Raw genomic sequence first — 25,205 nt, forward strand, 5'->3', positions numbered from 1 at the left:
GCGCGGGTGCGCTGGCGGGACGGTGGCGGTGCGCTGTGCGCAAATTCGGCCCCGGACGCCGGGCCTACCGTCTGGGAGTCGGTGGGAGGAACGGGCCCGGCCTCCGGGCCCGTTCGGCCGCCGGCACCCCCTCCGCCGCCCGCACCGGGCGGCGGTCCCAACCCCAGCTCAGGAGGCTCCGAGGTGTCTGTCATGCCGGTCGGCGGGCTCGTCCCCCGCACGGCGGAGGAGGCGGCCGGGAGCGCCGCCGACGTCGTCGTCCGCAACGCCAGGATCCACACCGGGGACGCCCGCCGCCCGCAGGCCGGCGCCCTCGCGATCCGGGACGGCGTGATCACCGCCGTCGGGGAGGACGCCGACGTCGCCCCGTTCGTCGGGCCGTCCACCACCGTAGTCGACGCGCTCGGCCGGCGCGTCGTGCCCGGCCTCAACGACTCGCACCTGCACGTCATCCGGGGCGGCCTCAGCTACGTCCTGGAGCTGCGCTGGGACGGCGTGCGCTCGCTGCGCCAGGCGCTGGCGATGCTGCGCGAGCAGGCCGCCCGCACGCCCCGGGGGCAGTGGGTGCGGGTGGTCGGCGGCTGGTCGGCCGAGCAGTTCGCCGAGCGCCGGCTGCCGACGCCCGCCGAGCTGAACGAGGCCGCGCCGGACACCCCGGTGTTCGTCCTCCACCTCTACCAGTCGGCGATCCTCAACCGTGCCGCGCTGAAGGCCGTCGGCTACGACGCGGCCACCCCCGACCCGAAGGGCGGCCAGATCGTCCGGGGCCGGAACGGCGAGCCGAACGGCATGCTGCTGGCCGCGCCCAGCGCCCTGGTCCTCTACTCCACCCTCGCCAAGGCCCCCACCCTGCCGCCCGAGGACCGCAAGGCCTCCACCCGGCACTTCCTGCGCGAGCTGAACCGCTTCGGCCTGACCTCGGCGATCGACGCCGCCGGCGGCTTCCAGAACTTCCCGGAGAACTACGCGACGGTGACCGAGCTCGCCCGGGAGGGCCTGCTCTCGCTGCGCATCGCCTACCACCTGTTCCCGCAGACCGCCGGGCAGGAGCTGGACGACCTCAAGCGCTGGATCGACATGGTCCGCCCCGAGGACGGCGACCAGTGGCTGCGCCTCAACGGCGCCGGCGAGAACCTCACCTGGGCCGCCGCCGACTTCGAGAACTTCGCCGAGCCGCGCCCAGAACTCGGCTCCTACGAGGGCGAGTTCGAGAAGGCCGTCCGGCTCCTCATGGAGAACGGCTGGGGCTTCCGGCTGCACGCCACCTACGACGAGACGATCCGGCGCGACCTCGCGGTGTTCGAGAAGCTCGCCGCCGAGGGCCTCTTCCCGCAGGGCAACCGCTGGCTGTTCGACCACGCGGAGACCGTCTCCCGGGAGAGCCTGGACCGGATCGCCCGGCTCGGCGGCGCGCTCTCCGTGCAGAACCGCCTCTCCTTCCAGGGCGAAACGTTCACCCGCCGCTACGGCGCCGGCGCCGCTGCCGAGGCCCCGCCGATCCGCGCCATGCTGGACCGCGGCCTGAACGTCGCCGCCGGCACCGACGCCACCCGGGTCTCCTCCTACAACCCGTGGGTCGCCCTGCACTGGCTGGTCTCCGGCCGCACGGTCGGCGGCCTGGCGATGCGCCCGCCGCAGAACCGGGTGGACCGGGCGACCGCGCTGGCGATGTACACCACGGCGGGCGCCGCGCTCACCGGCGAGCAGGACGTCAAGGGCGTGCTGCGGCCCGGCTGCTACGGCGATCTCGCGGTGCTCTCCGACGACTTCTTCACCGTGCCCGAGCACGAGATCCCGCACATCGAGTCGGTGCTGACCGTCGTCGGCGGCCGGATCGTGCACGCCGCGGCCGAGTACGAGGGCCTGGACGAGGAGCTCCCGCCGATCAGCCCCGAGTGGAGCCCGGTCGCCCGCTTCGGCGGCTACCGGTCCACCGGCGCCCGCCAGGCGGAGCTGCTCGGCGAGGTCGTCGCCGAGTCCGGGCTGCACCGCGACTGGCGCGTCGCGCGCGGTCAGGATGTCGAGCGGGAGCTGCCGTTCGACCCCTGCTTCGTCCTCTGACGCCGCCACCGTGCCCGGCCCGCCCGCCGGGGGCCGGGCACGGGCACCTACCGACACCATGACCAGGACCAGGGACAGGAACAGGAACAGGACACGATGGATACCGGACTGCTGATCATCCGGGTGGTGGTGGGCCTGCTCATCGCCGGACACGGCGTACAGAAGGTGAGCTTCCGCCTCGGCGGCAACGGCCTCACGGGCGGCACGGAGGAGTTCCGGCACGACGGCTTCCGGGGCGGCACGCTCACCGCGCTCGCCGCCGGCGCCGGCCAGATCGGCTCGGGCCTGTTCCTGGCCCTGGGCGCGCTCACCCCGCTGGCGGCCATGGTCGCCATGGGCGTGATGACGGTGGCGATCACCGTCAAGGTGCCGCACGGGCTCTGGGTGCAGAACGACGGCTACGAGTACCCGCTGGTGCTGGTGGTGGTCACCGGCTCGCTCGCGCTCACCGGTGCCGGCCGCCACTCCGTCGACCACGCCCTCGGCCTGACCTCCTGGCCGCTCTGGCTGGTGCTCGCCGCCGCGGTGGCCGGGCCGGTCAGCGGCCTGCTCACGCGGGCCGTCCTGCACCGCACGGACCCGGCGGCGGGAACGCCGGCCGGTGCGCGCGCTGCCGACTGACGCCCTGCGGACGCCCGTCCCGCCGGGTCGGCCGGCCCGGCGGGCTACCGGGCGGGACGGTGCAGGGCGACGTGCACGGTGTCGACGACCTGGACCAGCGCGGCCCGCGCGGTGCCGGTCGGACAGCACCCGTCCAGCAGCAGGAAGCCGTGCACGGTGCCCTGGTAGCGGATCGCCACCACCGGCACCCCGGCTGCCCGGAGCCGGGCCGCGTACGCCTCGCCCTCGTCGCGCAGCACATCGGCCTCGGCGGTGACCACCAGTGCCGGGGGCAGCCCGGCGAGCTGCTCCAGGGTGGCGTGCAGCGGCGCGGCGGTGGCCTCCCGGCGCCGCCGCTCGTCCGGCAGGTAGGCGTCCCAGTACCGGCGCATGTGGTCGCGGTGCAGTAGGTAGCCGGTGGCGAACCGGTGGTAGGACGGCGTGTCGAAGTCCGCGTCGGTGACCGGGCAGACCAGCACCTGGTGGAGCAGCCGGACGTCCCCGCGCTCGCGGGCCAGCAGCGTCAGCGCGGCCACCAGGTTGGCGCCCGCGGAGTCGCCGACGGCGGCGACCCGCTCCCCCGCGAGTCCGATCTCGTGGCCGTGCGCCTGGATCCACCGGACCACCGCGTAGCACTGCTCGACGGCCACCGGGTAGCGCGCGTCGGGCGCCCGCGCGTAGTCGACGAACACCACGGCCGCGTCGGTGCCCAGGGCGACCTCGCGGACCAGCCGGCGGTAGCCGGCGGCGTCGCCCGGCGACCAGCCGAGGCCGGGCAGGAACAGCACCACGGGGCACGGCTCGGCGGCGCCGGCCGGCCTGGTCACCTGGACGGACACCCGCCCGGTGGGGCCGCAGGGCAGGGCGAGCCACTCGGTGGTGGTGCCGTAGGGATCGTCCGGATCGTCCGGGCCGTCCGGGTCCTCCGGGCCGCCCCCGCCGTCGGCCGCGCGCGCGGGCCCGCCGTCGGCGGGTCGGCCGTCGGCGGCGAGCAGCGCGAGGAGGTCCGGCGGTTCCCCCGCCGACCGGTCGGCCACCCGGGCCGCCAGGAACTCCTGGAGCGCCCGGTCGAGCACCGGTCCCTGGTCGGGAAAGGGGGTGGGGTCGGACAACTCTTCGCTCCTGGCTTGCGGTCGGTGGTGCGCTGCGGCGCCGCCCGGCGGCGCGGGGGCGGTCGGATCCGGTGGGCGCGCCGGCTCGGCGGCCGGCCTGGTCAGCCGGTCTGCTCCGCTCCTAACCCGCGCGCCCGCCATTCACGCGGCGGCACGCCGTAGGCTGCCCGAAAGGCCCGGCTGAAGTGTGCCGGATTGACGAAGCCCCAGCGCTGGGCGACCGCCGAGACCGTCGGCGCGGTCCGGCCGCGCCGGGCCAGCTCACGGGCGCACGCCTCCAGCCGGCGCTGCTGGATGAGCCTGCTCACCGTCACTCCCTCGCCCTCGAACAGCCGGTGCAGGTACCGGACGGAGATGTGGTGGGCCTGGGCGATCGGCTCGGGTGCGAGCGCGGGATCGCCCAGGTGCCGGTCGATGTACTGCCGCACCCGGCGGACCAGCTGCGCGTTGGGGGTGTCCGGCTCCTCCGCGGCGCGGGTCAGGGTGAGCTGGGCGACGAGTGCGCTGAGCAGGTCGGCGACGCTGCCGGCCAGCCGGTCGCCGACCGGCGCGGGGTAGGAGTCGGCGGAGGCGGCGAGGCCGTCGAGGAAGGACAGCAGCACCGGTCCGCACCCGTCCGCCGGGCCGACGGCCGTCGCCGAGACCTGCCGCAGGTCGCGCTCCGGCACGCCCAGCAGCCGGCGCGGCAGGTGGAACAGGTGGGTGCGGAAGCGCTCGGGGTAGTCGACGGCGTACGGGCGCGTCGTGTCGTAGAGGACGAGCCCGCCGGCCGCCACCTCCGCCCGGCGGCCGTCCTGCTCCAGCACGGCCCGGCCCGACACCTGCACGCCGACCCCGACCTGCGGTTCGCTGCGCGGGGTGCGGGCGATCAGGGCCGCGGTGCGGGAGAACCGGGCGGCGTCCGCCTCCAGGGTGGAGACCCGCACGTACCCGAGCCGGTGCGAGACCAGCCGCCCGTCGAACGGCCGTCCGGTGAGCGGGCGCAGTTCGACCGGCACCAGCGTCCGCGACACCGCCCCGCCCAGGTACGCCGCCTTCTCGCCGTCCGGGACCGCCGCGGTCGTCACCGTTACGCCCATCTGACCGCCTTCCGTCGAATCCCTGCCCGATCAGCCTGACCGAAGGGGCAAGCGGGGGGTTAGGTCATCTGACTGCCGTACTGGGCGGCGGCCGGGCGGAGCGGTAGGTCAGGCCTGGCCGGCGGTCCGGCCGGCAGGGCGGCCGGCGGTCTGGGCGAGGGCGTGGGCGAGGGCGGCCCGGGAGGTGATGCCGAGCTTGGGGAAGATCTTGTAGAGGTGCGCCGCGACGGTGCGCGGCGACAGCTGGAGCCGCTGGCCGATCTCCTTGTTGGTCAGTCCGGTCGCGGCCAGCCGGGCGATCCGCAGCTCCTGGCCGGTCAGCAGGGCGGGGGCGGACGGCGCGGCGGACGGTCCGCGCTGCGGCGGGACCACCAGGTCGCCCGCGGCGCGCAGCTCCTCCTCGCACTGCGCCGCCCACGGTTCGGCCTTCAGCCGGCGGAAGACGTGGTGGGCCGCCCGCAGCACCTCCCGGGCGCCCGAGCGGTGGCGGCGGCGCAGCCAGGAACCGTGGGCCAGCCGCAGCCGGGCGAGGTCGAAGGTCCAGCGCCCGGCGCCCGGCACGTCGTAGGCGGCGCGGTAGGCGTCGTCGGCGTCGTCGTCCTCGGCGGCCACCGCGGCGGCGGCCGCGACCAGGAAGGCGTGCCGGGCGGAGATCTCCGCGGAGCGGGCCGCCCGCGCGGCCGCGAGGTGGGCGTGCGCCTCCTCGCGGCGGCCGGTGTGCACGGCGGCGGCGACGAGGTCGAACACCAGCGCGTGGTGCCAGGGCGGGCCGCCGGCCGGGCGGCCCGGCGGGAGGAGTTCGCACAGGTGCGCGTACGCCTCCTCGTGGCGCTGGTGGGCGAGCGCGGCCAGCCCGCGCAGATGGGTCAGCCGGTCGAGGACGTGGCGCATTCGGGCGCGGGTGGCGGTCGGCCGGACGGCCCGGTCGGCCGCCTCCAGGCCGGCCTCGTCGCCGCGGCCGGCCAGGAAGGCGGCGTGGTACTGGCGGAACAGCAGGGCGTTGGTGCGGTAGCCGAGCTCCTCGGCGATCTCCGCCTCGCGCAGGCAGTCCTCGGCCCGGTCCCAGTCGCCGAGCAGGAAGTCCTGGTGGCACTTGGCCTTCGCCACCGAGCCCTGGCCTGCGTAGCCGTGCAGTCCGGTGAAGCGCTGCCAGAGGCCGGGCTGCGGGCAGTCGAGGGCGGAGCTGGTCCAGAGCAGCAGCCAGGCCGCGCCGGCCTCCTGCTCCTCGGTCATGTCCTCGGCCGCCGCCAGCAGCGCCTCGGCGACGCCGGGGCCGGGCTCGGTCCAGGCCAGCAGGCAGAGCCGGCCGACCTCGGAGACGGCGTCCCGGTGCTGTTGCAGCGCCTGCCAGGCCCACGGGTCGTCGGTGTAGCTGGCGGCCAGCAGCAGTTTGAAGAAGGCCTGCTCGACCAGTCCGCCGAAGGTGTCGGCGCCCGGTGCGGTCAGGGTGTCGAGGGTGGCCGGCAGCAGGGCGGCCGAGGAGGCGAAGTCGACGTGGTGGCTCTGGTCGGCGTAGACCACCGCGTAGGCGAACAGCGGCTCGACGTCCGGCGGGATCGTGCGGGTCTTCAGGTCCTCCACCAGGGCCGCGGTGTGGCGCAGCTGTCCGCCGCGGGCGGCCATCACGGCGGCCCAGGTGAGCCGGCGCACCCGGTCGTCGGGTTCGGGGCTGAGCGCGGCGGCGCGTTCCAGCAGCAGCGCACCCTCGGCGTCGCCGCCGCGCAGGGCGAGGTCGCGCCCGGCGGCCTCCAGGCGGTGCGCGAGGTCGCCGTCCGGCAGCAGCGCGGCGGAGGCCTCGTGGACCAGCCGCCGGGGGTCGTCCGGCGCGAGGGTGCCGGCCAGCGCCCGGTGGGCCTCGCGGCGCGCGGCGTCGGAGGCGGTGGCGACCACGGCGGTGCGGGCCAGTGGGTGGTGGAACACCAGCTGTCCGGCGGCGTCGAGCCGGGCCAGGCCGTCGGCCTCGATCCGCTCCAGGGTCTCGCGCACGTTGCCGTCCGGGACGGCGCGCAGCCACGCGCCGCTGCTGAGGTCCGGGCCGGCGGCCAGGGCGCCGAGCAGCAGCAGGCGGCCGACCTCCGGGGTCATCGCGTCCAGCCGGTCGGCGAACAGCCGCTCCAGCCGGCGCCCGAGCGGGAGCCGTTCGGGCAGCGGGGCGACGCCGCGCTGCTGGGCGGCGGCGAGCTGCCGGGGCAGCTCCACCAGGGCCAGCGGGTTGCCGTCCGCCTCGGCGAGCACCCGGTCGCGGGTGCGTCCGGCCAGCTCGGGGTAGCGGGTGCCGAGCAGCGCGGCGGCGTCCGCCCGGGGCAGCGCCCGGACGTCGACGGCCTCGGCCGCCCAGCTCTGCACGGCCTGGCCGTCCGGGCGGGTGGCGCCGACGATCACCAGCGGCAGTTCGGCGCAGCGCCGGTGCAGGAAGCCGAGGACGGTGGCGCTGGAGGAGTCGATCCAGTGCAGGTCGTCCAGGACCAGCAGCACGGGGGCGGTGCGCACCGCGTCGTCGAGCAGGGCCAGGGCCGCGGCGCTGACGGCGAAGCCGCTGGGGGTGCCGGAGCGGGCGCCGAAGGCGCTCTCCAGGGCGTCGCGCTGGTGGGCGGAGAGCGCGTCGGAGCGCTGGAGCAGCGACCAGAGCGCCTGGTGGAGGGCACCGAACGCGAGGTCGGTCTCGGCCTCGGCGCCGACGGCGCGCAGCACGGTGAACCCGCGTTCGCGCGCGGCGCGCTCGGCCCAGGCCAGCAGGGTGCTCTTGCCGACGCCCGCCTCGCCGCGCAGCAGCACGGTGGCGCCGCCGGTGCCGTCCTCGGCCCGGCCGAGGGCGGCGGCCAGCAGGTCGGTCTCCCGCTGCCGTCCGATCAGGGCCGGGTCCTTCCTGTCGTGCGCCACGCTTCTTTCCTCTGGGGTCGGCCGGCCCGCCTCCGGGCACCCAAGGCTATCGCCTGCCGGGACCGGCTCCGTCCGCCGCCGGATCCCGGCCGGGACCCTTGTTCCCCCGGCCGGGACCAACGGCCCGCAGACCCGCCGTCCCCGGGGGCGGCAGGCTGTACCGCAGATGAACCGCACCGCCGCACCGCTGCTCCGCCGCACGGCCGGTCCGACGCCCGTCGGACCGCACCCGGGTCCCCTCCGTGGACCCCGCCCCCACCGAGGAGCCCCGCCATGGCCGTTCAGCACATCTCCGCCGCCCGCACCGCCCGCACCTCCGGCACCTCCCTGCGCCGCGCCGCCTCCTCCGCCGCCCGGATCGCCCTCGGGGCGGTGTTCCTCTGGGCCTTCGCCGACAAGACCTTCGGGCTCGGCTACTCCACCGCCGACGGCCGTTCCTGGCTCGACGGCGCGTCACCGACCAAGGGCTTCCTCAGCCACGTGGCCGCCGGCCCGCTGCGCGGGACCTTCCACGCGATGGCCGGCCAGGCCTGGGCGGACTGGCTGTTCATGCTCGGCCTGCTCGGCATCGGGCTGGCGCTGGCCAGGGGCGTCGCCCTGCGGATCGCCGCGGCAGGCGGAACCGTGCTGCTCGCCCTGATGTGGGCCGCCGAGTGGCCGCCCGCCCGGCACCTCGCCGACGGCAGCGCGAGCGGTTCGACCAATCCGCTGCTCGACTACCACGTGCTCTACGCCCTGCTGCTGGTCGCCCTCGCCGTCACCGGCGCCGGCCGCACCTGGGGCCTCGCCCGCCGCTGGGCCGCCCTCCCGGTCGTCCGCGACCACGCCTGGCTCCGCTGACCCCGCCCCTCCCCCGCCCCCGGGGCCGGCCGCGATCCCTCGCGACCGGCCCCGGCGCACGTGCGCCGCCGCCACGGCTGAGAGGTTGGCGCCATGCCCAAGAAGCGCCCGCGCGCTGCCACCCTGGCCGAACTGACGGCCGGCCTGCCGCCGGTCCAGTACTCCTTCGGCGCGAGCGAGCCCTCGCCCGGCGGCAGCACCGAGTTCGTCGACGACGAGGGGCAGCGTTGGCGCAGGGTCCGCGGGCCGCTCCACCCCCGGCTGGTGAAGCGGCTGCTCGCCTCGGCCGACGCGGTGATCATCGGCAGCGGCGGCGGCACCACGCTCCGCCGCCTCGCCCGGGAGGACCGGGCCGGGACCTGGCAGGCCGTCAAGAACCGGCTGGCGGACCTGGGCGAGTCCCCGACCTACCGGGCCTTCGAGTTCGTCTCCGCCGACCGCCGGACCCTGCTCTATCTGGAGGAGTGGTGCTGAGCCGACGGACCTCTCCCCATCTCGGATGGCTCTGACCGCCCCTCACCTGCGGAAGCCAACCGGAGTGGCCGGTTCACCTGCGAAGGTGAGGCGCCGCGGCTAGAGTCACACCCGCACGCACCAGCGGCCCGCCCACACCGAGCACCGCAGGCCGGGCCGACATGCCGCCGAGCAGACAGGGAACCCGTGCCATGACCATCCGCCCAGGCCGCCGGACCGCCACCGCCGTGGCCGCCGCCGCGCTCAGCACCGGTGCGCTGCTGGGGTCCTCCCCGGCCGGCGCCGTGCCCGCCGCCTCCGCCGCACCGGCCATGGCCCTGCTGCCGACCGGGGTGCCCTCGAAGCCCTACAGCGACCCCACCGGGGTCAACCACGGCGGCGTCGTCGTCGGTTACGCCTACGCCTCGGGCCAGGGCCGCGAGGCCAGCGCCGTCCGCTGGGCCGCCGACGGCACGCCCGCCACCCTCCCGCCGCTTCCGGGCGAGGACTTCGCGCAGGCCCGGGGGGTGAACGACGCCGATGTCGCCATCGGCATCTCCTGGCCCGCCACCCGCGACTACTGGCAGCCGACCGCGGTCCGCTGGGCCGCCGACGGCACCCCCACCGCGCTGCCCCCGCTGCCCGGCGACCTGTACAGCGAGGCCACCGCGATCGGCGGCAGCGGCATCGTCGTCGGCACCTCCTTCAGCAGCTCCGTCGACCCCCACGCGGTGGCCTGGCGCCCGGACGGCACCACCGTCGCCCTCGCCCCGCTGCCCGGTGACACCTCCAGCGTGGCCGTCGGCGTCAACGCCGCCGGAATCGCCATCGGCCGCTCCTACACCGGCATCGGCGCCTTCCACGGCGTCGTCTGGAGTCCGGACGGCACCCCGACCCGGTTCCAGACCGGCCCGACCGCCGGGCGCGGCGACTGGCCGGTCGCGATCAACAACGCCGGCACGGTGATCGGCGTCGCCGACCGGCCGCTGGACGGCGGCAGCAGCCGCCACGGCCTGGTCCGCTCGCCGGCCGGAACCCTGCGCGACCTGGGCGCCCACACCCAGCCGACCGCCGTCAACGCCTCCGGCACCGTCGTCGGCGAGTACCGCCCCGACCCGGGCCAACTCGTCACCGAGGCCGCCCGCTGGAGCCCGGACGGTACCCTCACCCCCCTGTCCGCGACCCCCCTGAGCGGCGGCAACTCGATCGCCGTCGGGATCAACGACGCCGGCCACGCCGTAGGCTACGGCTGGAGCGGCATCCCGGCCCGCCAGTACCAGTCGGGCCGGATCTGGGCATCCGGCGGCGCCGTCACCGACCTCGACCCGACCCGCGCCGGCAACAACGCCCTGTTCGTCAACAACGCCGGACTGGTCGTCGGCCTCGCCCTGTACCGCCCGCCGGGCTACCTCTACCCCACCCACCAGACGGCGGTCTGGCGGCCCTGACCGGCTCAGCCGGCCGCCTCCACCAGGACCAGCGTCCCCGTGCTGCCCGGCCGCACGGCGTGCCGGGCACCCGCCGCCACCTCGTGGAGCTCCCCCGGTCGGATCGTCAGCTCCACGCCGTCCACCAGCAGTTCGAGACGGCCGTCGAGCACCAGCAGCAGCTCCGCCGTGTCGTGCACCTCGACCGGCAGCGGCCGCCCGTCCATCCTCAGCACCTTCACGACGGCGGTTCCCACCCGCCCGAGCGGACGGGAGTCCCACGGCGTCGGCAGCGCGGACGCCGCCTCGTACAGGTCGACCGGGTTCATGGCACACCTCTCAGCGGCCCGGCCTGCCCGGCGGCAGCGGCCCGCGATCCGTTTCGAAGGGGAACGGGTCAGGACGCTACCCGGGCGGGCGGGCCGGTTGGTCGACCGTTTGGTAAAGCCTCGCGGCGGCCGGCGGCGGGTTCACACGCTCATGCCGTACCCGAGTTCCTCGGCGGCGACGGACCAGAAGGAGTCCTCGTCGGCGACGGCCTCGGCGTCGAGGGCGGCGAAGCGTTCCAGCAGCGCTTCGGTGAGGGCGTCGGCCGCCTCCTCAGCCGCCTCCAGGGCGGCCGCGTCGTCGAGGCCGCCGCCCGGCCCCTCGTACGCGTCGGCCTCGGCGGCGGCCTCCCGGTAGGCCGCGTTGAAGGCGGCGAAGTCCTCGACGCCGCTGTTCACCAGGTGGGGCCCGCCGTCCGCCTCGGGGAGCTCCCACAGCGAGCCGTCGTCGCGCCGCACCCCGAGCACGCCCACCCCCGGGTCGACCGCGACCACGGCGTAGCGCACCCCGTCGACCGCGCGTTCCGGGAACGGCGCGTCCTGCCAGGCGCCGGGGTAGGGACAGTCGGCGCATCCGGCCAGCAGGGCGGCGAGTTCGGAATCGTCCATGCCGCCAACCTACCGGCCCGGTTCCGTGCTGCGCGCCCCGCCAGGGGGCCGGTCTCCCGGGCCTCCGGACGCACCCGGTGCCCGCCGGTACGGAGAGCCCCGTACCGGCGGGCACCGGCGTGTCCGTGACCGGTGTGCCGTCAGGACGGGCGGACCACCGTCGCCCGGGCCGAGGCCGGGGCCGTCGCGTCCGGACGGCAGAACAGGTCCCGCTGCGGCAGGACGCCGGTGGCCAGGAACCGGTCGGCAGCGTCGACCGCGCAGGACGGGGTGGACCGGTCGTAGGCACCGTGGTTGCCGCCGTCCACCGTCACCATCCGGGCCCGCTTGCCGAGCGTCGCCCGCATGCCCAGCGCGCCGACCAGCGGGGTGGCCGGGTCACGCGTGGTCTGGAGCAGCAGGATGTTGGCGGCCCCCCGGTCGGTGACCCGGACCGCCGGCTCCACCGGCGCCGGCCAGAACGCGCAGGGCCAGACGTTGGCGCCCATGCCGGCCACGATCGGGTTGCGCTGCCGGCTCTCGGTGACCTTCCGCTGGTACCGGCCGAGGTCCTTCGGCGCCGCGTTGTCGCCGCAGAGCACCGCCACCAGCGCGGCCACGTCGTTGTCCTCGGGCACGCCCGGGGTGCCCCGCACCATCCACCAGTACGGGACCGGTCCGGCGCCGTCGTCGGCGAGGTAGCGCCACCAGTCGGCGATCTCCTGGAACAGCGAGGCGTGGTAGGAGTCGAAGCGGTAGATCGCCCGCCACAGGTTCCCGTTGACCGGCCCGGCGACCGGGTGGGTCACCGGCGCGCGGTCCAGCTTGGCGCCCAGCGCGAGGTAGTTGGCGCGGACGGCGGCCGGGGTCGCGCCGAACCGCAGCGTGGCGTCGCGCTCGGCCGCCCAGGCGGCGAAGTCCTCGAAGCGCAGTTCGCTGGCGCGGTCCCAGGTCGCCAGCCGGTCGGTCCAGGTGACGTTGGGGCTGACGTTGGCGTCGAGCACGACGCGGTCGGTCCGCCCCGGGAACAGCTCGGCGTACACCGCGCCCAGGTAGGTGCCGTACGACGCGCTGCGGTAGGAGATCTTCGGCTCGCCGAGGGCGGCGCGGATGCGGTCCAGGTCGCGCGCGGTGTTGGCGGTGGTCACGTGGCGGATCAGCTCGCCGCCGTTGGCCAGGCAGTCGCGGGCCAACTGCCGGGCGAAGCTCACGTTCTGGTCGATCGAGCCGTCCGGGGCCGGGAACGCGAAGACCATGTCGTTGGGCAGCGAGGCGGCGCTCCGGCCGCAGCTGACCGGGGTGCTGTGGCCGACGCCGCGCGGGTCGAAGCTGACCAGGTCGTACCGGTCCAGCACGTCCTGCGGGTAGCCGTGCTCCTGGGAGGTGGGCATGTGCAGGCTGGCCACGCCGGGCCCGCCGCCGTTGTGCACCAGGATGCCGCGCCGCAGGCCCGGCTTGGCGGTCGCGAGCCGGGAGACCGCGATCTCGATGGTCCGCCCGTTCGGCGCCCGGTAGTCCAGCGGCACCCGCACCGTGGTGCAGCGCAGCCGCGGGTCCACCGGCGCCCCGGAGGGGTCGTCGGGGCAGTCCGTCCACACCAGCGGCCGGGGCCGCTCCTCCGGTGCCGCTTCGGCCACCCCGGCGCCGACGCCGGCGAGCGCCAGGGCGAGTGCGAGGCCGATGGTTCTCAGTGGTGCTCTTGATCTCATAGGTCTGGACCATAGGGACGGCACCGCAGGCTGTCGTCCTCCTGTGGGGGTACGGGCCGCCGGCACCGGGACACGTGCACGGAAACCGCCGATTAACACAGTGTCAGAACGATCACCGTCCACACTGGACCGCATGGACACGGACGAGAAACCCACGCCCCGCCGCGAGGTCCACGACGCGCGGAACAAGGACAGCCTCCCGGGCACCCTGGTGCGCTCCGAGGGCGATGACGCCGTCGGGGACGAGCTGGTCAACGGCGTCTACGACGCGCTCGGCACCACATTCGAGTTCTTCCGCGACGCGTACGGCAGGAACTCCCTCGACGGCGAGGGCGGCCCACTGCGGGCGACCGTCCACTACCGCGAGAAGTTCCCGAACATGTTCTGGGACGGCCGGCGGTTCGTCCTCGGCGACGGTGACGGCGAGATCTTCCGGCTACGCCCGAACGAGATCCTCGACATCGTCGCGGCGGGCATGACCCGGCAGATCATGAACCCGCAACTCCTGTACGCCTTCCAGTCCGGGGCGCTGTCCGAGTCCGTCGCCGACGTCTTCGCCTCCCTCGTCAAGCAGTACGCACTCGGCCAGACCGCCGACCAGGCCGACTGGCTCCTCGGCATCGGGATCATCGCCCCGAGCGTCAAGGCCAAGGCCCTGCGGTCGCTCGCCGCGCCCGGCACGGCCTACGACGACCCCAACCTCGGCAAGGACCCCCAGAAGGCCCATACGGACGACTACCACGACATGCCGATCCACAAGGACAACGGCGGAGTGCACATCAACTCCGGCATCCCCAACCGCGCCTTCCACCTCACCGCCACCGCCATCGGCGGCAACGCGTGGGAGAAGGCGGGCCGGATCTGGTACGACGCCGCCACCGGCGGCAAGCTCTCCGAGGAGGCCACCTTCGCCGACTTCGCCAAGCTCACCGTGGCCACCGCCGAGGAGCTCTACGGCACCGGGGGCGCGCTCGACGCCGTCAACGACGCCTGGAGGACCGTCGGCGTCCTCTGAAGATCAACCTTTCATCGCACACAGCGCCGTGTCCACGGCGGCCTCCAGGTGCCGCGCCGTCGCCTCGTCGCCCGGCTGCACGGTGATGGTGATGTTCGCGGCGCGCCCGTCCCCGGTGGCGCCGCCGCGCGTCTCGTAGCCCGGGATGCTGCCGCCGTGGCCCCAGTGGACCCCGCCGCAGGAGAGCGGCGAACTCACCAGACCCAGCCCGTACTTGCTGCCCGGGGCGAAGGGCTTCCCGGCGTCGACGGTCCGCTGCATCTCGGCGAGCTGGGCGGGCCGGAGCAGCCGCCCGCCCACCAGCGCGCCGAAGAACCGGTTGAGGTCCGAGGTGGTGGACACCAGCTGCCCCGCCGCCCAGGCCCAGGACGGGTCCATCTCCGTGATGTCGATCAGCGGCCCGTCGGCCGACTCCCGGTAGTAGCCGTGCGGGTGGGCCTCGCGGATCGTCGCCTCGCCGGGGGCGGGGAAGTAGGTGTGCCGCAGGCCGAGGTGACGGATGATCCGCCGGTCGATCTCCGCGGCGAGGGGGCGGTGGGTGACCTCCTGGACGACCAGCCCGGCGAGCACGTAGTTGGTGTTGCTGTACGCCCACTTCTCGCCGGGCGCGAAGTCCGCCGGGTGCCGCAGCGCGATGTCGAGCAGCTCGCGGGGCTGGTAGGGGCGGACCTCGTCGTCGAGGTGGCGCGTGTAGTCGGGCAGCCCGCTGGTGTGCTGGAGGAGCTGGCGGACGGTGATGCCGGTGCCGTCGACGGCGCCCGGCAGGTACTCCTCCACGGGCGTGTCGAGCCGGATCCGCCCCTCGCCGACGAGTTGGAGCACGACGACGGCGGTGAACGTCTTGGTGTTGCTGCCGATCCGCACCTGCCCGTCCCTGGGTACCTTCGCCCCCGTGCCCACATCGCCCACACCGGCGGTGTAGGTGCGGGTCCGGCCGTCCGGGTGGCGGACCGAACCCAGGGCCCCGGGCGCCCCGTCCACCCTCACCAGCGCGTCGAGCTTCTGTTGGACGGCGTCGGGCCCGGGGGCGGCTACGGCGGACGGGGCGGCGACGGCCAGGGTGCCGGCGACGGCGGCGATCGCCGTCATCAGGCGGAAGCGGTGCGACTTCACGAGGTGCCTCTCTGTTCGGTGTGGTTCCAGCACACCAGCGCCCTCACGCACCGTCGTCAGCTCCCCGGACGAGCGGCGCGCCCCGGTCGTGATCCTGAAGTCGCGCACCACGTCGTCCTGCGGTCGTACACGGAGGTCACTCACTGCTCCGCGTAGTACCGGTCGAATCCGGCCGAGAACTCTTCCACCGAGAAGCCCTCGAACGCGCCCGCCGCTTCGAGCGCGCGGAGCCGGTCCAGCGCCGCCGCCGCGGACGGCGAGGGGTGAGCGGAGAGGTGGGCCTTCGTCGCGTCGAGTCCGTGGCCGAGCAGGAGCTCGGTGTCGATCGAGCACGCCGCGTCGAAGCCGGCCTCCCTCGCGCTCCAGACGAGGAGGGCGTCGTCGAGGCCGCCGCTGTTGAACAACTGGACGCAGCAGAGCTTCATCAGCTCGGTGTCGCCCTCGCCCTGAGCGCGCCGCTCGCGCTCCGTGTGCTCGCCGAGCAGTTCGCGGATCTCGTCGAGGTGCGCGCCGGTGGGGCGCAGCCCGAAGCGGCGCAGGCTCTCCTCGTCGTCCATCGGTGGTCTCCCTGCCCCTCGTCCGGCATCGGCCGTGGTCCGTGACGGGACGACCGTACACGCGGGGTGGAGTGGGAAGTCGGTCCGGCCGACTCCCCACTCCACCAGGGTCAACGGGGTGGTGTGGCGGTCGAGGTGGGGCGGGGAACGGGGCGGTGCTCGCCGTGGTGGCGGGCGGTGAGGGGGTAGGCCCACACCAGGAGGGCGAGGAGGAGCACGAACGGGAGCACGGTGCAGAGTGCGGCGTTCCCGCCGCTATCGCGGGGTTCAGCGGGCATCGGCGAGGTCGAGTTCGGCCCAGACGGTCTTGGCGTTGGGGTGGCGGGGAACGGTGCCCCAGCGGTCGGCGAGGGCGTCGATCAGCACGAGCCCCCGGCCGGACTGGGCGTCCGAGCTGCGGGCGGCGAGGACCGGGAGGCGGTCGCCCCGGCAGTCCGAGATCTCGATCCGCAGGGTGGCGCCCCGGCGCACAAGGGTGGTGAGACAGAGGTGCAGCTCGAATCCGCGCCCCGCAACGCGACCGTGCCTGATCGCGTTGGACGCCAGCTCCGCGACGATGATCAGAGCGGATTGGAACGACTCCCCGAACGTGGAATCGACTCCCCAGATCGAGAGTTGACGTCTCGTTACGGAGCGACAGAGGCAGGCCCCCTTTGGCGTGGCGGCGAGTGTGATGGTGTGACGGCGGGGGTTGTCGAGCGGGATTTCGGTCGTCATGGAGAAAATCGTGGCGGCCCGGACGTACGCTGACCACGAGTTCGGCAAGCACGGAGCGTGCCTGTGCGGACGCGGAGGGTCGGCCGGTCGGGGCGGCTCGGATCATTCGGTCGCAAACACGTGTGAGCAGGGGTGATTCCCATGGTTAGTGGTGTCGAGCGTACGGTCTTCGACGACGGGGAGACGGCGGAGAACTCGGACGGGGTCGCGGAGTTCTACAGCGCCGTGGGCAAGTTGATCAAGATGTTCCGCGAGCGGGCGGGACTCACGCAGCGCGAACTGGCCGACATCATCGGCTACAGCGAGGACATGCTCGGCGCGGTCGAGCGGGGGAAGCGGACGCCGAGAGTCGAGATCCTGGAGAAGGTCGACGACGCCGTGGGCGCGGGCGGGGCGCTGAAACTCATCGCCGATGATGTGATGAAGGCGAAGATCCGGGTGAGCGAGCGGCACCCGGCGTTCGCGCGCGCCTTCACGTCCGAGGAGTCGAAGGCGATCGAGATCCACGAGTACAACAGCCTGCAAATTCCCGGGCTGCTTCAGACGGAGGCACATGCTCGGGCGCTGTACGACATGCGCAGGCCTTGGCTCTCCGTCGAGCAGGTCGACGAGTGGGTCGCCGCGCGTATGTCCCGCCAGGAGATCCTGAACCGCTGGCCGTTGCCGGTCATGAGCTGGGTGATCGATGAGAGCGTCTTGCGCCGCCCGTTGGGTGGCCAGGACGTGCACCAGGCCCAGTTGCGCCACCTGCTCAAGGTTGCCGAGATCCGCGGACTGGAGTTGCAGGTCATGCCGCTCGACCGAACGGAGAACGCGGGCATGGGCGGTTCGTTCACCCTGCTCACGCCCAACGCCCGCGCGCAGGTCGCATACGTGGCGGTTCAGCATGTAACGAGGCTCATCACGGACCCGCTTGAGGTCCGTAGGATGGCTGCACGGTACGGCACCCTGAGGGGGCAGGCGCTCACCATGCGGGAGTCCCTGACCCTGATCGAGCAGATTCTGGGAGAGCGGTAGTCATGGCCGAACTCGCGTGGTTCAAGAGCAGCTACAGCAGCAACGAGGAGGTCCAGTGCGTCGAGGTCGCTGAGACGCCCGGCACCGTCCACGTCCGCGACTCCAAGGACAAGACCGGCCCCCACCTCACCTTCGAGCCCGCCGCCTGGCAGGCGTTCGTCGACTTCGCCGCAAAGGCTGACATCTGACCGCTCCAGGCCTGTCCTGCCGATCGCGGCTGCCAGTGGTCACGCTCCGATGAAGTTGACCGTCTCCGTCATGTCCGCCCGCCCGGTGCGCAGTTGCGGCACGCCCTCCTTCTCGAACCCCACCGCGACGCCGCAGAACAGCACGAGTCCGCCATCGGCTCCGACTGCCCGGCTGACAGTCTCCCGGTACACGGTCCACATCACCTGCGGGCAGCTGTGCAGCCCCTCGGCCCTCAGCAACAGCATGACCGTCTGCAGGTACATCCCCGCGTCGGCCCACTGTCCGGGCCCCATCGTCCGGTCGAGGTAGCAGAACAGGACGGCCGGCGCCCCGAACGCCTCCGAGTTCAAGGCGGCGATCTTCCGGGGCCGGTGCGGGTCGTCGCGTTCGATCCCCAGCGATTCGTACCGCTGGGCGGCGGCAGCAGCGAAGCGGTCCAGGTACGGCGAGGCCAGCCCGTCCGGGTACATCGGGTACTCGCGCTCGTCGCCGGGGTCCCCCGCCAGCGCCCTGGCCGTCGCGGTCCGCTTGAGTTCCGCCAAGGGTTCACCGGTCACGACGTACAGGTGCCACGGCTGGAGGTTCCCGCTGGACGGGGCCCGGGTCGCCGCGGTCAGCACTCGTTCGAGCACCTCCTTGGGCACGGGCTCATCGCTGAACGCCCGCACGGCCCGGCGACTGTCCACGGCCTCATACACATCCACGTCTTCGCGTCCTCTCGTTCGACCGGGCCCCTCCACCGTACGCACGCCGCTCGGCAGGCCTTCGTGGACTTCGCGGCGAACGCCCGCCCGTATCCGAGTCGACAGAACGAGACCGGTTGGACCAGAGTCACGGCATGGCCGATCTGTCTCCCCCCTCACTCCCGACGCCCTACCAGTGGCGGGCGGCGACCGTCGCGGACGCCCGCGCCGTCCACGCGCTGGTCGCCGCCCGCGAGCGCGCGCTACCGGGCGGTCCCACCACCGAAGCCGACCGCGTCGCCGCCGACCTCGCGCTGCCCGGCCTCGACCCGGCCCTCGACACCCGGCTGGTGTACGACCCGGCCGGGCTCCTCGTCGGCCGGGCCTGGGTGCACGGTGGTCGGCGCAGCGCCGTGGACGTCCACCCCGCTCACCAGGGGAAGGGGCTGGGCAGCGCGCTGCTCGACTGGGCCGAGGCGCGCGCCCGGCAGGCGGGTGGTGAACGGCTGAGCCAGACGCTCGCGGACGACGACCGGGCGGCGGTGGAGCTGTTGCGGTCGCGCGGGTACGAGCCGTTCGTCACCCAGTGGCAGCTGGAGATCGAACTGCCCGCCGAGCCCGAGGTGCCCGGCCCGCCGCCCGGCATCACGTGGCGGTTCTTCCGCCCCGGTGACGAACGGGCCGCGTACCAGCTCACCGAGGACGCGTTCGACGAGTGGCAGAAGCGGCGGAAGCCCTACGAGGAGTGGGCCCGGCACACCGTCGGACTCGACACCTTCGCGCCCGCGCTCTCCCCCGTGGCGTTCGCCGGCGAGCAGATGGTCGGTGCCGTGCTGGCGCTGAACGTCCCGGGCACCGACGAGGGCTACGTCGAGCGGGTCGCCGTCCGGAAGGACCACCGCAACCGTGGGATCGCCCGCATGCTGCTGCGGGCCTCGTTCCGGGCCTTCCACCGCCGGGGCCGCCACACGTGCACGCTGTGGACCCATTCGGAGACCGGCGCGCTGTCCCTCTACCAGGGGGTGGGCATGACGGTCCGCCACAGCTCCGCCGTCTACGGCAAGGCGCTCGCCACCAGGTAGCGCGCCCCGCCCGACGGCCCGGCCCCACACCGCGCGCACCCGACAGAACCCGGCTGTACGGCATCGGCCGTCGGGCACCTCGGCGGCCGGAACGCCCCGTCCCCGGCACTGGAGCTGCCGGGGACGGGGCGTTCCGGCAGCAGGTCAGGCCGCCCAGGACCCGGTCGACTGTGCGTCGGACCTGAAGTCGAACCAGAAGTCGCTGTTGTCCGCGACGTAGAACGCTATGACGTTCCATGAGCCCGCGGTTGCGAGCTTGTAGGAGTCCTGGCATCCCGAGCTCAGGAAGCACACCCGGACGTAGCGGTTGGTGTTGGGCTTGATGCTGATGTCGCCGCAGTTGCCGGTGGTTGTCAGAACGCCGCTGCCGGTCGGGTAGGCGAAACTCCCGAGGGGCTTGAAGTAGGAATGCGCGTAGTCGTAGCAGGACTGCACGCCCGCTTCGCTCCGGGAGGTGGCGCTCGCGGCGCCGGTGCCTCCCACGAGACAGCCGGCCAGTAGCAGTGATCCGCTCACTACCGAGACGAGTCTTCCGGTCTTCTGCTTCATGGTTCCCCATTCGTTCCGGTCAGGAAGTGCCTTTGCACCGGCCGGTTCGTCGGACCCGGCAGCACGGAGCCTGCTGGCGCTCACCAACCGGCGCAACGGCGGCCGGCCGTCCCGGACGGACGCGAGCTGTCCGGGCTGGTCACGATGCTGTCCGGGACGGCGCTGCCGCCCGCGTGGGTGGCGGCGACCACCCGGGGGGCCTTCGACAGCGTCGCCGGATCACGGCCGGGGCACGGCGGCGGGCACCGCGCGGTGCAGCAGCCGGCGCTGGACGGACTCCAGTGGGCCGGTCGGGAAGCGGCGCAGCCAGAGGCGGGCGCCGAGCACCAGGAGCAGGCAGACTCCCGCCCACAGGCCCATCACCCACCACGGGCCGCTGTCCCGCAGCCGCTCGGCGAGGCCGAGACCGATCCCGTAGCAGGCCAGCATGCAGATCAGGTTCTGTCCGACGTAGCAGGAGAGCGCGGTGCGGCCGACGGCGGTGAGGCTCCCGATGAGCGGCGGACGGGCGAAGCGGTCCAGGATCACACCGACCAGGCCCGCGTAGCCCAGGGCGAGGACGGGGGCGGCCACGTAGCGCTGGACCAGGAAGCCCTGCGATCCGGCCAGCGAGGCGGCCAGCGTGAGCGGGAGCCCGATGCCCAGACCCCAGGCCAGCAGCCGGCCGCGGATGCGCCGGCCCTCCTCGCCCGGAGCGAAGGCGCCCGCCCGGTGGAGGCGGACACCGAGGAGGAAGAGGACCGTCAGCAGGGCGAAGCTGAGCACCGGCTCTATCCGCAGGGCGAGGACGTTGGCCAGCCGGAAGGAGACCTGGTCGGCGTAGCTCCCGTGGGCGTAGAGGTCCACCACGGCGGCATCGGGACCCGACCCGGTCGCCGACGCCTCGTCGCCCAGCGCCAGGACGATGCTCCCGGCGGTCATCAGGACCAGGTGGAAGGCCACCGCCGACCGGAAGACGACCCGCCGCACCCGGTCGGAGGCGGCGAGCAGGCGAGCGACCAGCAGCGAGCACAGCGCGTACGCCATCAGGACGTCCCAGGCGAACACCAGCACGAAGTGCACCGTGCCCTCGGCCAGCAGGAACCACGCCCGGGGCCGGTAGCTCCCGGGCCAGGGCCGCCCGCGACGACGGGCGGAGTCGTACTGGATCGCCAGGCCCACCCCGAACAGCACGGTGAGCAGGGCGAGGAACTTGCCGTCCGCCGCGAGACGGAAGAACGTCTGCGCCGCCGACGCGAGCGAGGGGTCGTCCAAGAGGTCCCTCAACGTCGCACCGGACGTCGCACCGGTCAACGCGCCCCACTCGCCACCGGGCGCCGCGAAGATCCACACGTTGGTCATCAACGTGCCCAGGATCGCGACGCCCCTCAGCACATCGGGCAGGACGAGCCGGTCCGGACGAACCGTGACGGACGGGCGGGCCGGTACATGGTCGGACACCTGGAACACCTCTCAGCGGACGCCGACCTCATCGTGGCCGACACCGCCACCGCGGCACCTCGTGACCGGTGAGGACTGCGGTGTACATCGGCGGGCGTACTCGAACGCGCGTTTGTCCGCCGCAAGCACGAGACGTTCCCCTAGGGCAACCGACCTTTCCGCTCCGCGCATTGATGTTCCGTCAGGCCGCCCCGTCGGCCGGAGCCGCGGCTTCAGGGCGCCGGAGGACGCGGTTCCCGGTCCTCCGCCTCGCCGCCGGGCACCTCCTCGAACTCGATCACCAGTGAGCCCCGGCGGCGCATCCGGGAGCCGGGGGCGGGATCCTGGGCGGTGACCACCCAGACTCCGGGCCAGGTCAGTGCCCGGACCGGTGGCCCGTCGGGGTCGGCGGCGGCGATGACCACGCCGGCCTCCCAGGCGACTCTCCGCGCGTCGGTCACGATCAGCCCGACCACGTCGGGAACCGTCACCTCGTCGGCGGTGCTTGGTCCCATCCAGCTCATGTCGCCCTCCCCTGGGTACACCATCTCGTCGATCCCCGGCAGGGGGAAGACCCCGGGCCGGCCCGGTGGGTGGATGCGGCGGATGCGGTCACGGCACCGGGCCCCTCTCATGGGTCGGGTCGACGTGACGACCGGCATCCGGACTCCTGGGCCGCTCCGGGCCGTTGGGGGTGCCGAACGGCAGGGTGCGGAGGCGGAACGAGCACCGAAAACCCTGCCGATCGGCACATGTGGGCAGGGGGGTGCGGAGAGCAGGATCAAAGGCGTCAGAACGACGGCCACCCGGGCCGTCGGGAGGGAGGGAAGCCACCGTGATCCGCACTCGCACCCCCAGTCGTGCCGCCGCCCGCGCCATCCGGGCCGCCGTCGCCGGGGGGCTGGTCCTGGCGGCGTTCGCGGGCGTCGCCCCGGCCTCCGCCAACGGCGCGGCCCCCGCCGACGCCGCGACCGTCGGCACCGCAGCCGTCGGCGCCACAGCCGTCGACACCGCGAAGGCCGACGGTGCCGCGGCCGACCAGCGGGGCGGGAAGCCCGGGCGTCCGGCGAGCGTCAGCGGGACCGGCCGGATCTCGTACGCCTTCTCCCCGGACGACGAGATCTGGTTCACCGTCGATGCCCGGGCGGATCCCTACACCCGGCCCGTCCCGGGCACCGGTGCGGCGGACGGACTGCCCACCGATGCCCGGGGCACGATCCGCTTCTCCCACCGCGAAGCCCGCACCGGGAAGGTGTACAGCACGGTGGGCGAGGTGGACTGCCTGAGCACCGGCGGCCCGGTCGCCACGCTGACCGCCATGGTCTCCACGCCGGACACCGGCGGTGGCAAGGCGCGGATCGGCCTGAGCATCCTCCAGGGCGACGGACGGGAGGGCGGTCGCCTCGGATTCTCCTGGGGTGTCGCCAACCTCGACGTCGGGGAGGACGGGCAGGCCTACCAGCCGGTGGTGGGCACCTGCATGGCCCCGGCCCCGTTCGCGCCGGTGATACGCGGCGGCTTCGACGTCCACCACACCGAGTTGCAGCCCCGGAAGCCGTCCGGCCGGTAGCGGCACCGTGAGGCCCTCGGTCCCACCCTCTCGGGGGAGGGGTGGGACCGGGTTCGGGCCGGAGGGTCCGGAGAGGTCAGCGACGAGGGGTGTCCACGCGTGCCGTGGCGAGGTCGGCGAGGATCCGGTCCACGGTCTGGTCGGGTGTCTGATGCGAGGTGTCCAACCAGAGCCCCTTGCGCGGGGTGCTACGGCGCAGGGCCTCGTCGAGGGCCGCGACCGTCCAGGGGCCTCCGTAGCCTTGCTTGCGGCGGCCGGCCTCCCGTTGCGCGACCTCGTCCGGGGCCGGCGCGAGGACGACGAGGTAGAGCGGTTCGGCGGTCACCGAGTCGAGGTAGGCGTCGAGGTGCTCGCCCAGCACGACGTCCTGGACGACGACGGTCCAGCCTGCTTCCGCGTAGAGGTCCGCAACCGCAGCGGAAGCCCGGTACCGCAGACGCAGCTGCGCCGTCGCCTCGGCGGACGGCTGCGGCGTGAACTCCTCGCGCCCGGACACGATCATGCGCCGGAAGCCGTCGCCACGGAGGTGGACGGATCGCGGGAGCCGCTCGGCGAGCAGTTGCGCGACGGTGGACTTTCCGGCAGCCATGACCCCGGTGATCAGCACCACCGCGGAACCGAGCTCCTGCACTTCCTCCCCCTGACCTGGCCGACCTGGGTGACAAGGGCCTTGATAGCACGAGACGTTGTCAGTCCTTCAACTGGAACTGAGCGACGTACTCGGCGAACGGCGGGATTCCGACCTCTGCGCGACGTGCGTCCATGCGCTCGGGTTCCTCGCAGGGCCACGGGACCGGTGAGCCGTCCTTCACTCCGGCGATCTGCGTGCCGTAGATCTGCCTCCTCCCTTCGTTCACCAGGGTGCGGTCCCGCAGGAAGGCAAGATCGCGCGGGCTGGCGGCGCCGTCGGCCACGGCCCGCTCCATCAACCGCAGCGCGCGCCGCTGGACGTCGAGCTGCCGGTCGGCGTGTTGCGCAATCAGCCACGCGGCCCGGGCGGCGTCCTCACCGACGAGTTCCACGGTCGGCCAGCCGATTGCGTCCATGATCTCGCCGAGCCGGTCGGCATGCTGCGCGGTCAAGCGCCGCCATGCCAACTGCTCCGCCGGGTCGTCGCTGTTCGCATGCCGCGCCGCCTCGTGATCTGCCGCAACCATCACGCTGAGCTCCGCAGCCACCGCGGCAAGGTCGGATGTCATCCCTACTCCAAGTCAGTTCGAAGTCATCGCCGGCCATCCGCCACCCTAGGTGTGCAAACCACGACAAAATCTCCTCCGGGAGAACGGTGACAGGCACGTCCGGGCCTTGGGATACTTGATCCATCACCGCGCTGTGAGTACGACCTCGTCGCGTTCGGCCACCGCGACGGAGGCGGACGCGCGGTCGTGATCGGCCGGCGCCCTGGCACATAACGTCGGCCTGCCCCCGGCGGTCCCGCACCACAGCCGACAGCCGGCAGCTGTACGGCTCCCGCCGCGGCTGGCTTCGGCGCGATCTCGCCATCGAAGGTCATTTTCCAGCCTGATGCGCACTGTCCATCGTCAGGAACCCCATCTGGCTTCAGAACTGGTGCAAGATCATCTCATCTGACATGTGAAATTTCACATGTCAGATGAGATTCACCGCCCGGCAATGCGCCGGGCACTACCACGTCAACAAGGAGCAGCTCCCGATGAACCGTTCCCTGAAGGGCCTGACCGTGATCGCGGCGGGCATGGCCACCGCCGCGCTGATGGCCGCTCCGGCCCAGGCCGCCACCACCGGTACCGCCACCACGACCGCGACCTTCGAGACCTGTAGCCCGTGGTCGCTGCAGAGCGGTCTCCAGACCCAGGTCTGTGCCTCCGTCAACGGCACTAACGTCCAGTTCCTCGGCCGCATCGCCCTGGCCGGCCCGCCGTCCCCCGGCTACCCGCCGCAGCCCCAGGACCTCATCACCACCCTCTCCGGCCAGGTCGTCGGCGGCGCCTCGCTCGGCACCGTCAACCAGGGCGTGAACTTCCTCGCCAGCACGGTCACCGTCAACGGCCCGAGCGCCACCGTGCCGTGCAACAACGTCGTCAGCGGCACCTTCAGCGTGTCCAAGTTCGGCTGGTACCCGTCCCCGGTCACCGTCAGCACCCCGATCCCCTGCTGACCTGAGCACCGACCGGTGATCACCGGGCTCCGCGGAACCCGTCCGCGGAGCCCGGCGGCCACCACACAGCGCGGCGGCGGGG

Annotated in this window: 26 protein-coding genes; 11 read left to right on the plus strand and 15 right to left on the minus strand. The window is 73.7% G+C overall.

All coding sequences use genetic code 11. The features are described from left to right. Positions 1 to 192 precede the first annotated feature (192 nt). A complete protein-coding gene (locus ACFU74_RS22830; protein WP_380759639.1) occupies positions 193 to 2,061 on the plus strand; it encodes an amidohydrolase in 1,869 nt (622 codons plus the stop codon). Between the two features lie 96 nt (positions 2,062 to 2,157). Continuing rightward, positions 2,158 to 2,682 (plus strand): DoxX family protein, encoded by a 525-nt coding sequence (locus ACFU74_RS22835; protein ID WP_380759591.1) that lies wholly within the window; start codon positions 2,158 to 2,160, stop codon positions 2,680 to 2,682. 44 nt (positions 2,683 to 2,726) lie between these two features. On the opposite strand, the gene ACFU74_RS22840 is transcribed toward ACFU74_RS22835, so the two are convergent. From ACFU74_RS22840 to ACFU74_RS22850, 3 genes are all read right to left on the minus strand, one after another. Further along, a complete protein-coding gene (locus tag ACFU74_RS22840) occupies positions 2,727 to 3,773 on the minus strand; it encodes an alpha/beta hydrolase (protein WP_380759593.1) in 1,047 nt (348 codons plus the stop codon). A 101-nt stretch (positions 3,774 to 3,874) separates the two neighbouring features. Continuing rightward, entirely contained in the window at positions 3,875 to 4,852 is a 978-nt protein-coding gene (locus tag ACFU74_RS22845; protein ID WP_380759595.1) for a helix-turn-helix domain-containing protein, read from the minus strand. A 108-nt stretch (positions 4,853 to 4,960) separates the two neighbouring features. Beyond that, a complete protein-coding gene (locus ACFU74_RS22850) occupies positions 4,961 to 7,732 on the minus strand; it encodes a BREX system ATP-binding domain-containing protein (RefSeq protein ID WP_380759597.1) in 2,772 nt (923 codons plus the stop codon). 273 nt (positions 7,733 to 8,005) lie between these two features. On the opposite strand from ACFU74_RS22850, the gene ACFU74_RS22855 reads away from it, so the two are divergent. From ACFU74_RS22855 to ACFU74_RS22865, 3 genes are all read left to right on the plus strand, one after another. Then, positions 8,006 to 8,572 carry a hypothetical protein gene (locus tag ACFU74_RS22855; RefSeq protein WP_380759599.1) on the plus strand — a complete coding sequence of 189 codons (567 nt, stop codon included), beginning with the start codon at positions 8,006 to 8,008 and terminating at the stop codon, positions 8,570 to 8,572. A 93-nt stretch (positions 8,573 to 8,665) separates the two neighbouring features. Continuing rightward, entirely contained in the window at positions 8,666 to 9,046 is a 381-nt protein-coding gene (locus ACFU74_RS22860; protein ID WP_380759602.1) for a hypothetical protein, read from the plus strand. Between the two features lie 191 nt (positions 9,047 to 9,237). After that, positions 9,238 to 10,473, plus strand: a complete 1,236-nt coding sequence (locus tag ACFU74_RS22865; protein WP_380759604.1) for a hypothetical protein — start codon at positions 9,238 to 9,240, stop codon at positions 10,471 to 10,473. Between the two features lie 5 nt (positions 10,474 to 10,478). Here the strand turns inward: ACFU74_RS22865 and ACFU74_RS22870 are convergent, their stop codons facing one another. From ACFU74_RS22870 to ACFU74_RS22880, 3 genes are all read right to left on the minus strand, one after another. Further along, positions 10,479 to 10,781 (minus strand): cupin domain-containing protein, encoded by a 303-nt coding sequence (locus ACFU74_RS22870; RefSeq protein ID WP_380759606.1) that lies wholly within the window; start codon positions 10,779 to 10,781, stop codon positions 10,479 to 10,481. Between the two features lie 141 nt (positions 10,782 to 10,922). Further along, positions 10,923 to 11,387 (minus strand): SUKH-4 family immunity protein, encoded by a 465-nt coding sequence (locus ACFU74_RS22875; protein ID WP_380759608.1) that lies wholly within the window; start codon positions 11,385 to 11,387, stop codon positions 10,923 to 10,925. 140 nt (positions 11,388 to 11,527) lie between these two features. After that, positions 11,528 to 13,075 carry an alpha/beta hydrolase gene (locus ACFU74_RS22880; RefSeq protein WP_380759610.1) on the minus strand — a complete coding sequence of 516 codons (1,548 nt, stop codon included), beginning with the start codon at positions 13,073 to 13,075 and terminating at the stop codon, positions 11,528 to 11,530. On the opposite strand from ACFU74_RS22880, the gene ACFU74_RS22885 reads away from it, so the two are divergent. Beyond that, positions 13,047 to 14,090, plus strand: a complete 1,044-nt coding sequence (locus ACFU74_RS22885; RefSeq protein ID WP_380759612.1) for a M4 family metallopeptidase — start codon at positions 13,047 to 13,049, stop codon at positions 14,088 to 14,090. The two genes, ACFU74_RS22880 and ACFU74_RS22885, sit on opposite strands and share 29 nt — an antisense overlap. A gap of 3 nt (positions 14,091 to 14,093) precedes the next feature. Here ACFU74_RS22885 and ACFU74_RS22890 read toward each other — a convergent pair whose 3' ends face one another. The 3 genes from ACFU74_RS22890 to ACFU74_RS22900 form a co-directional block, all read right to left on the minus strand. Next, positions 14,094 to 15,179, minus strand: a complete 1,086-nt coding sequence (locus ACFU74_RS22890) for a serine hydrolase domain-containing protein (protein ID WP_380759641.1) — start codon at positions 15,177 to 15,179, stop codon at positions 14,094 to 14,096. Positions 15,180 to 15,343: 164 nt separating this feature from the next. Beyond that, positions 15,344 to 15,760: a hypothetical protein gene (locus tag ACFU74_RS22895; RefSeq protein ID WP_380759614.1), complete on the minus strand. Its 417-nt coding sequence runs from the start codon at positions 15,758 to 15,760 to the stop codon at positions 15,344 to 15,346. Positions 15,761 to 16,027: 267 nt separating this feature from the next. Further along, positions 16,028 to 16,477, minus strand: coding sequence for an ATP-binding protein (locus ACFU74_RS22900; protein ID WP_380759616.1), 450 nt, complete (start codon positions 16,475 to 16,477; stop codon positions 16,028 to 16,030). Positions 16,478 to 16,618: 141 nt separating this feature from the next. Between ACFU74_RS22900 and ACFU74_RS22905 the strand changes: the two genes are divergently transcribed. Both ACFU74_RS22905 and ACFU74_RS22910 read left to right on the plus strand, forming a co-directional pair. Continuing rightward, complete coding sequence (locus ACFU74_RS22905) at positions 16,619 to 17,494, plus strand: helix-turn-helix domain-containing protein (RefSeq protein ID WP_380759618.1); 876 nt, start codon at positions 16,619 to 16,621, stop codon at positions 17,492 to 17,494. A 2-nt stretch (positions 17,495 to 17,496) separates the two neighbouring features. Beyond that, complete coding sequence (locus ACFU74_RS22910; RefSeq protein WP_380759621.1) at positions 17,497 to 17,682, plus strand: DUF397 domain-containing protein; 186 nt, start codon at positions 17,497 to 17,499, stop codon at positions 17,680 to 17,682. 39 nt (positions 17,683 to 17,721) lie between these two features. On the opposite strand, the gene ACFU74_RS22915 is transcribed toward ACFU74_RS22910, so the two are convergent. Then, a complete protein-coding gene (locus tag ACFU74_RS22915; RefSeq protein ID WP_380759623.1) occupies positions 17,722 to 18,387 on the minus strand; it encodes a nitroreductase in 666 nt (221 codons plus the stop codon). Positions 18,388 to 18,521: 134 nt separating this feature from the next. Here ACFU74_RS22915 and ACFU74_RS22920 point away from each other — a divergent pair, with 134 nt between their 5' ends. Beyond that, the gene (locus ACFU74_RS22920; protein WP_380759625.1) at positions 18,522 to 19,448 is read left to right on the plus strand and encodes a GNAT family N-acetyltransferase; all 927 of its coding nucleotides are present in this window, start codon (positions 18,522 to 18,524) and stop codon (positions 19,446 to 19,448) included. A gap of 144 nt (positions 19,449 to 19,592) precedes the next feature. Here ACFU74_RS22920 and ACFU74_RS22925 read toward each other — a convergent pair whose 3' ends face one another. The 3 genes from ACFU74_RS22925 to ACFU74_RS22935 form a co-directional block, all read right to left on the minus strand. Continuing rightward, a complete protein-coding gene (locus tag ACFU74_RS22925) occupies positions 19,593 to 19,997 on the minus strand; it encodes a hypothetical protein (protein WP_380759627.1) in 405 nt (134 codons plus the stop codon). Between the two features lie 219 nt (positions 19,998 to 20,216). Continuing rightward, entirely contained in the window at positions 20,217 to 21,338 is a 1,122-nt protein-coding gene (locus tag ACFU74_RS22930) for a DUF418 domain-containing protein (protein WP_380759643.1), read from the minus strand. Positions 21,339 to 21,649: 311 nt separating this feature from the next. Next, the gene (locus tag ACFU74_RS22935; protein WP_380759629.1) at positions 21,650 to 21,940 is read right to left on the minus strand and encodes a PASTA domain-containing protein; all 291 of its coding nucleotides are present in this window, start codon (positions 21,938 to 21,940) and stop codon (positions 21,650 to 21,652) included. 311 nt (positions 21,941 to 22,251) lie between these two features. On the opposite strand from ACFU74_RS22935, the gene ACFU74_RS22940 reads away from it, so the two are divergent. Further along, positions 22,252 to 22,986: a hypothetical protein gene (locus ACFU74_RS22940; RefSeq protein WP_380759631.1), complete on the plus strand. Its 735-nt coding sequence runs from the start codon at positions 22,252 to 22,254 to the stop codon at positions 22,984 to 22,986. Between the two features lie 76 nt (positions 22,987 to 23,062). Here ACFU74_RS22940 and ACFU74_RS22945 read toward each other — a convergent pair whose 3' ends face one another. Further along, positions 23,063 to 23,617 (minus strand): AAA family ATPase, encoded by a 555-nt coding sequence (locus ACFU74_RS22945; protein WP_380759633.1) that lies wholly within the window; start codon positions 23,615 to 23,617, stop codon positions 23,063 to 23,065. A 58-nt stretch (positions 23,618 to 23,675) separates the two neighbouring features. Beyond that, positions 23,676 to 24,185: a DUF6624 domain-containing protein gene (locus ACFU74_RS22950; protein ID WP_380759635.1), complete on the minus strand. Its 510-nt coding sequence runs from the start codon at positions 24,183 to 24,185 to the stop codon at positions 23,676 to 23,678. Positions 24,186 to 24,658: 473 nt separating this feature from the next. On the opposite strand from ACFU74_RS22950, the gene ACFU74_RS22955 reads away from it, so the two are divergent. After that, positions 24,659 to 25,123, plus strand: a complete 465-nt coding sequence (locus ACFU74_RS22955) for a hypothetical protein (protein ID WP_380759637.1) — start codon at positions 24,659 to 24,661, stop codon at positions 25,121 to 25,123. The last annotated feature ends 82 nt before the right edge of the window (positions 25,124 to 25,205 follow it).

Source organism: Kitasatospora sp. NPDC057500 (assembly GCF_042802195.1).
Taxonomy (GTDB): Bacteria; Actinomycetota; Actinomycetes; order Streptomycetales; family Streptomycetaceae; genus Kitasatospora.

What these genes read in the sequence shown, in the direction of transcription:
- ACFU74_RS22830 (WP_380759639.1), top strand. Translation starts at nt 193, where the DNA reads ATGCCGGTCGGCGGGCTCGTCCCCCGCACGGCGGAGGAGGCGGCCGGG.
- ACFU74_RS22835 (WP_380759591.1), top strand. Translation starts at nt 2,158, where the DNA reads ATGGATACCGGACTGCTGATCATCCGGGTGGTGGTGGGCCTGCTCATC.
- ACFU74_RS22845 (WP_380759595.1), bottom strand. Translation starts at nt 4,852, where the DNA reads ATGGGCGTAACGGTGACGACCGCGGCGGTCCCGGACGGCGAGAAGGCG.
- ACFU74_RS22855 (WP_380759599.1), top strand. Translation starts at nt 8,006, where the DNA reads ATGGCCGTTCAGCACATCTCCGCCGCCCGCACCGCCCGCACCTCCGGC.
- ACFU74_RS22860 (WP_380759602.1), top strand. Translation starts at nt 8,666, where the DNA reads ATGCCCAAGAAGCGCCCGCGCGCTGCCACCCTGGCCGAACTGACGGCC.
- ACFU74_RS22865 (WP_380759604.1), top strand. Translation starts at nt 9,238, where the DNA reads ATGACCATCCGCCCAGGCCGCCGGACCGCCACCGCCGTGGCCGCCGCC.
- ACFU74_RS22870 (WP_380759606.1), bottom strand. Translation starts at nt 10,781, where the DNA reads ATGAACCCGGTCGACCTGTACGAGGCGGCGTCCGCGCTGCCGACGCCG.
- ACFU74_RS22875 (WP_380759608.1), bottom strand. Translation starts at nt 11,387, where the DNA reads ATGGACGATTCCGAACTCGCCGCCCTGCTGGCCGGATGCGCCGACTGT.
- ACFU74_RS22885 (WP_380759612.1), top strand. Translation starts at nt 13,047, where the DNA reads ATGGTTCTCAGTGGTGCTCTTGATCTCATAGGTCTGGACCATAGGGAC.
- ACFU74_RS22880 (WP_380759610.1), bottom strand. Translation starts at nt 13,075, where the DNA reads ATGAGATCAAGAGCACCACTGAGAACCATCGGCCTCGCACTCGCCCTG.
- ACFU74_RS22890 (WP_380759641.1), bottom strand. Translation starts at nt 15,179, where the DNA reads ATGACGGCGATCGCCGCCGTCGCCGGCACCCTGGCCGTCGCCGCCCCG.
- ACFU74_RS22895 (WP_380759614.1), bottom strand. Translation starts at nt 15,760, where the DNA reads ATGGACGACGAGGAGAGCCTGCGCCGCTTCGGGCTGCGCCCCACCGGC.
- ACFU74_RS22900 (WP_380759616.1), bottom strand. Translation starts at nt 16,477, where the DNA reads ATGACGACCGAAATCCCGCTCGACAACCCCCGCCGTCACACCATCACA.
- ACFU74_RS22905 (WP_380759618.1), top strand. Translation starts at nt 16,619, where the DNA reads ATGGTTAGTGGTGTCGAGCGTACGGTCTTCGACGACGGGGAGACGGCG.
- ACFU74_RS22910 (WP_380759621.1), top strand. Translation starts at nt 17,497, where the DNA reads ATGGCCGAACTCGCGTGGTTCAAGAGCAGCTACAGCAGCAACGAGGAG.
- ACFU74_RS22920 (WP_380759625.1), top strand. Translation starts at nt 18,522, where the DNA reads ATGGCCGATCTGTCTCCCCCCTCACTCCCGACGCCCTACCAGTGGCGG.
- ACFU74_RS22925 (WP_380759627.1), bottom strand. Translation starts at nt 19,997, where the DNA reads ATGAAGCAGAAGACCGGAAGACTCGTCTCGGTAGTGAGCGGATCACTG.
- ACFU74_RS22930 (WP_380759643.1), bottom strand. Translation starts at nt 21,338, where the DNA reads ATGACCAACGTGTGGATCTTCGCGGCGCCCGGTGGCGAGTGGGGCGCG.
- ACFU74_RS22935 (WP_380759629.1), bottom strand. Translation starts at nt 21,940, where the DNA reads ATGAGCTGGATGGGACCAAGCACCGCCGACGAGGTGACGGTTCCCGAC.
- ACFU74_RS22950 (WP_380759635.1), bottom strand. Translation starts at nt 24,185, where the DNA reads ATGACATCCGACCTTGCCGCGGTGGCTGCGGAGCTCAGCGTGATGGTT.
- ACFU74_RS22955 (WP_380759637.1), top strand. Translation starts at nt 24,659, where the DNA reads ATGAACCGTTCCCTGAAGGGCCTGACCGTGATCGCGGCGGGCATGGCC.